We start from the raw sequence: 3,474 nt of genomic DNA on the forward strand, positions 1-3,474 counted from the left end.
GGGGGGGGTGGGGGGCGCGGGCCCCGCCCGCCCCGCCCCCCGGCCCGGGGCGGCAGACCGGGGCGCCCCCCCGGCACACCCCGGGCCGGGGGGCCGCACGGGAGGCGCGGCGGTACTCGTCCTTACCCGCCCGCGACCCGCGCCACGAGGGGCCGGCGCCTCGGCGTACGGGAGGCCGCCCGGGGGCTGCCCAGGTCCGCTCGGCCCAGGTCCACGCGACTGAGGTCCGCAGTCGTGGCAGCCGGAACGGGCGCGGCAACCCCGGCCGACGTGGCACGCCGGACCGCGGCGGGCCGCCGGAGGGTGAGGGCGAAGTCCCGGTGCGCCTTGGACGTCGGCGTCAGGGCGGGCGGCAGCTGGATCCGCCCGTCCTCGACCATCCGCCGCACGGCGGTGCGGCTGAGGCCGAGCCCGAGCATCAGCAGCCGTTCGACCCGGACCGGCACAGGCAGCTCGAAGGCGACCAGGACGGTGAGCGGCGTCGGGTCGTCGAGCGCGTGCAGGGGCGTCCGGACCTCCAGCTCCCAGGTGCCGGTCCAGTCGAGGCGGTAGCAGTTCCGGGCGGCGAGCGAGGCGCTCGTCGCCAACTCCCGCACCACGACGGCGTCGTTGGTCTCGTAGGCCACCAGTCGGGCCGGGTCGAGCGAGGAGACGTGGGCGCGTTCGTGGACGGGCACCTTCGAGGTCCGGTCGCAGCCCGCGCAGCTCAGCAGCAGCCAGACGTCCAGCAGCTTCCCGCTGGCGTTGACGCGGATCTTCCCCGAGGGGCGGTGCCGGGTGCCGGGGCAGTCCGGGCAGGGCCGGACGACGGTGGGCAGGGCGGACTGACGCACGGCCCAGCGGGCCTTGCGGTCGGTATTCATGGTGGTGGTTGCTCTCAGGACTCTGCAGGAGCGCCCCACGGGCCCCGCCCCCCAGCGGCGCCGACCGTGGCAGGTCGGAGCAGGGCAGGGCAGGGCGGATCGCGGGCGCTCCCGGGATGACGGATGCACACGTGGGCGCGGGTCATCGCCTCGGTACCGAGCCGTCAGGCTCCGAGGTCGATCGCGCGACAGGGTTCGTTGGTGCTACGTGGCAGCCGTTAAAAGTCCATGCGGATGATCGTGGTCGAGGATCGGCCCGCGGGCAACCGGTTTTCCGGCAGGCCCGGCGGGCCCGGTCGGGGCCGGGCCGCGCCTGGTCAGCCCCGGTCGACCCCGGGCCGGGCCGACTGGGCCGGGCCCGGTCAGCAGAGGGTCGCGAAGCGGTACCCGCGCGCCTTGAGGGTGGACAGGATCGTCGGCAGGGCCGCCGCGGTCTGACTGCGGTCCCCGCCGCCGTCGTGGAGCAGGATCACCGAACCGGGGCGGACGTTGTTCAACACCCGCGACCGGATCGCCGCCGCCCCCGGCCTGGACCAGTCGGCCGGGTCCACCGACCAGAGCACGACCTGCTTGCCGAGCGCCGCCGCCCGGGAGCGCACCGTGCCGTTGACCGCCCCGTACGGCGGGCGCAGGCACGTCGGGGTGTGTCCCGTCCGGGCGCGGATGACCCGGTCGGTGTCGCCGACCTGGGCGGTGAAGGAGGAGCCGGAGAGCCGGCGCAGGTCCGGGTGCGACCAGGAGTGGTTCTGCACGCTGTGGCCCTGCCGGGCGACCTGGGCGGTGAGCGAGGGGTGGGCGGCGACGTTCTCGCCGAGCTCGAAGAAGGTCGCGCGGACGCCGTAGCGGTCGAGGATCGAGAGGATCCTCGGGGTGTAGGCGGGGCTGGGGCCGTCGTCGAAGGTGAGGTAGACGACCTTGGCGCCGCCCTTGCTCCCGGCCGGACCGGCGAGCCCTGCGGGACCGGCGAGCCCCGCCGGCCCAGCAGCGTCCGCGGTGCCGACGGGGCCCCCGAGCACCGCACCCGCCGCCAGCGCGGCGACGGCGAGCGCGCCGACCGCCTCCCGGAGCCGTCCACCCTTCCGTCGCCCAACTCCGCTGCGCCCAAGAGCTCGTAAGGCCATGCCTGCCCCCTGGTGTCGGAACTGCCGTGTACCGACCAGTCTGCGCCGCCGACCGCCGGCACCGCGACCGGCCCGAGCACGAAAGGGGACGAAATCGGCCAGCCGGACGGCGGGTTGACCGCGCGCACGCCGCGCCGGGAGCGCCCGGGGTCAGCGCGCGCCGCGCCCGTGCAGGACGAGCGCCCGGCCGAGCGCCAGCAGCCCCGCCGTGCAGAGCACCGTGCGGCACACGTTGGCCGTGACCCACGTCCCCTCGAACTTCGCCCGCACCGCCGCGAGGTCGAGGATCCGGGACGGATCACCGACCGCCGCCAGGTCGTTGTTCAGCGGGATGTTGACACCCATGGTGACCATCAGCGCCACCCCGTACAGCAGGGTCGCCCCGGCCGCCCAGAGCGCCGCCCGCCGCCGGCCCGCCCGGTGCTGGAGCCAGGCCGCGACACCCGTCGCGACGAAGGCGCCGACGAAGACCAGGCCGAACACGCCGTTCTCGATCGACGTGTTGATGTGCTGCATCGCCGTCACGTACGTCCGGTCGTCACCGGCCGCCAGGCCCGGCATCACCGCCACGTCGAAGGCGAAGAACAGCCCGGCCATCAGGCCCATCGCGAGGGTGGCACCCACCAGGACCGGACCGGCGGCCCTGCCACGGTCAGCGGGCACCACCGGCGGGGCACCTCCTCGACTGGGGCCGTCGAAGGCCCCTGGAGCGTTGCGGTGATCGGGAGTTGAGGTCTGGCTGGAGCGCATCGGTCATCCTTCGGTTCTCCCCTGGCGCCCAGGCGCATGCGTGAGCGTCCACGGCACGGGCCGGCCCCGGGGCCCGGGGCCGTACCTCCTCCGGCGTCCACCAGAGCACGGCGCGGCCGCCGCCGACCACCGCCCTCGACCCGTCCTCCAGCGGTCCTTGAGCACACCCAGCGGGCGCGCAGCGGAAGGACCGCTCTCACGGCGAGACCGCGACGACCGCGACGAAACCGCGGCGGAAAGCGGTGGCGCGGCGGCGACGGCGGGCGCTATGCTCCCCGGCGATGAACACTTTCGCTGCTCTCGGATCGGAGGTCCCGTTCGCCCAAGGTGAGTGCTGATGCTCACTCACACCGCGAACGAGGATGCCTCCCGCTTCTCCTTCTGGCGGCGCGTACGCGAGTACGCCGTGCCGCCCTCCATGATCGAAACCGCCACCGCGCGCCGACTCGCCGGTGACTGGGCCGGGGCCTGCGCCGCCGCCAACGTCGAGGTCGACTTCCGCCTGCGGGACGTCGCGCACGCCCACGGGCACACCCTGGCCGAACGGGTCCGCGAGGACCTGCGCCGCCTGGCGCCGGACCTGCTGCGCTGGCACCTGCCGCGCACCGCCCCCGCCGGACTGCTGCGCGCCGGGCTGACCGTGCCGCTCGCCCGCCACCCCGGCGAACGGCCGGTGCCCCTCCTCCTCCGGACACCGCCCCCCGGGGCCGTGGACGGGCAGCGGCTCAGCCCAGTCGCTT

General features: G+C 75.5%; 3 protein-coding genes and 1 pseudogene. 1 reads left to right on the forward strand and 3 read right to left on the reverse strand.

The genetic code is table 11. The annotated features are described in order from the left end of the window. Positions 1-122 precede the first annotated feature (122 nt). From ACFWXO_RS44250 to ACFWXO_RS44260, 3 genes are all read right to left on the reverse strand, one after another. Entirely contained in the window at positions 123-863 is a 741-nt protein-coding gene (locus ACFWXO_RS44250; RefSeq protein ID WP_380532658.1) for a DUF1062 domain-containing protein, read from the reverse strand. A gap of 362 nt (positions 864-1,225) precedes the next feature. Next, positions 1,226-1,984 carry a polysaccharide deacetylase family protein gene (locus tag ACFWXO_RS44255; RefSeq protein ID WP_380532661.1) on the reverse strand — a complete coding sequence of 253 codons (759 nt, stop codon included), beginning with the start codon at positions 1,982-1,984 and terminating at the stop codon, positions 1,226-1,228. A gap of 150 nt (positions 1,985-2,134) precedes the next feature. Continuing rightward, positions 2,135-2,647 carry a DUF1772 domain-containing protein gene (locus ACFWXO_RS44260; protein ID WP_380532664.1) on the reverse strand — a complete coding sequence of 171 codons (513 nt, stop codon included), beginning with the start codon at positions 2,645-2,647 and terminating at the stop codon, positions 2,135-2,137. A 424-nt stretch (positions 2,648-3,071) separates the two neighbouring features. On the opposite strand from ACFWXO_RS44260, the pseudogene ACFWXO_RS44265 reads away from it, so the two are divergent. Continuing rightward, a pseudogene (locus tag ACFWXO_RS44265) lies at positions 3,072-3,474 on the forward strand (hypothetical protein); the annotation flags it as partial.

This window comes from Kitasatospora sp. NPDC059088, assembly GCF_042738155.1.
Lineage (GTDB): Bacteria > Actinomycetota > Actinomycetes > Streptomycetales > Streptomycetaceae > Kitasatospora.